The organism is Gemmiger gallinarum, assembly GCF_014982805.1.
GTDB classification, from domain to species: Bacteria; Bacillota; Clostridia; order Oscillospirales; family Ruminococcaceae; genus Gemmiger; species Gemmiger gallinarum.
The window spans coordinates 1-1,085 of record NZ_JADCKC010000015.1 but is presented as its reverse complement, the minus strand read 5'-3'; the positions used below and the strand labels follow the sequence as shown (position 1 = coordinate 1,085).

Below are 1,085 nucleotides of genomic sequence, written 5' to 3'. Positions count from 1 at the left end.
ACCAAGGGCAAGGGCGTCAGCTACATGGAGAACCAGGTAGGCTGGCACGGCAAGGCCCCCAACGACGAGGAATACAAGATTGCCATGGACGAGCTGAACGCTCAACTGGCAGAACTGGAGGCGCAGGTATGAGTGAGGTCAAAAAAATTGCCACCCGCGACAGCTACGGCGCCGCGCTGGTAGAACTGGCAAAAGATCACCCCGACGTGGTGGTGCTGGACGCCGATCTGGCCGCCGCCACCAAGACCGGCGTCTTCAAAAAAGCCTATCCCGACCGCCATTTTGACTGCGGCATTGCCGAGAGCAACATGATGGCCACCGCCGCCGGTATGGCGGCTATGGGGCTGGTGCCCTTTGCCTCCAGCTTTGCCATGTTCGCCGCAGGCCGCGCCTTTGAGCAGGTCCGCAACTCCATCGGTTACCCCCACCTGAACGTCAAGATCGGCGCCACCCACGGCGGCATCTCGGTGGGCGAGGACGGCGCCTCCCATCAGTGCTGCGAGGACTTTGCGCTGATGCGCTCCATCCCCGGCATGACGGTGCTTTGCCCTGCCGACGACGTGGAAGCCCGGGCCGCCGTCAAGGCCGCCTACGAGCATACGGGCCCCGTCTATCTGCGGTTCGGCCGTCTGGCCACCCCGGTGTTCCATGACGAAGCCACCTTTAAGTTTGAAATCGGCAAGGGCGAACAGCTCACCGAGGGCAGCGATGTGGCCATCCTGGCCACCGGCCTGGAAGTGAACGAGGCCCTCATTGCCGCCGAGCAGCTGAAGAACGAGGGCATCCAGGCCCGGGTCATCAACCTGTGCACCATCAAGCCGCTGGACGAGGAACTGGTCGTCAAAGCGGCCAAAGAGTGCGGTGCCGTCGTCACCTGCGAGGAGCACAGCATCCTGGGCGGTCTGGGCGAAGCCGTGGCCGCCGTACTGGGCGAGCAGTGCCCGACGAAGATGCGCCGGGTAGGCGTGAAGGACGTTTTCGGTCACTCCGGCCCCGCCTGGGATCTGCTGGAGCAGTTCGGCCTGCGTTCCGACGCCATCATCGCCGCTGTAAAGGAGCTGGTGTAAGATGATCGCCATCGGCTG

1 protein-coding gene and 1 pseudogene are annotated in these 1,085 nt (G+C 63.7%); both read left to right on the top strand.

The window, feature by feature from the left end; translation table 11 throughout:
* Window positions 1–132: pseudogene (locus tag INF35_RS13920) on the top strand (transketolase); the annotation flags it as partial.
* Window positions 129–1,067 carry a transketolase family protein gene (locus tag INF35_RS13695; RefSeq protein WP_193503389.1) on the top strand — a complete coding sequence of 313 codons (939 nt, stop codon included), beginning with the start codon at window positions 129–131 and terminating at the stop codon, window positions 1,065–1,067. The pseudogene INF35_RS13920 and the gene INF35_RS13695, both read left to right, overlap by 4 nt.
* Window positions 1,068–1,085: the final 18 nt, after the last annotated feature.

Coding starts and splice junctions, on each gene's coding strand:
- INF35_RS13695 (WP_193503389.1), top strand. CDS start 129: ATGAGTGAGGTCAAAAAAATTGCCACCCGCGACAGCTACGGCGCCGCG.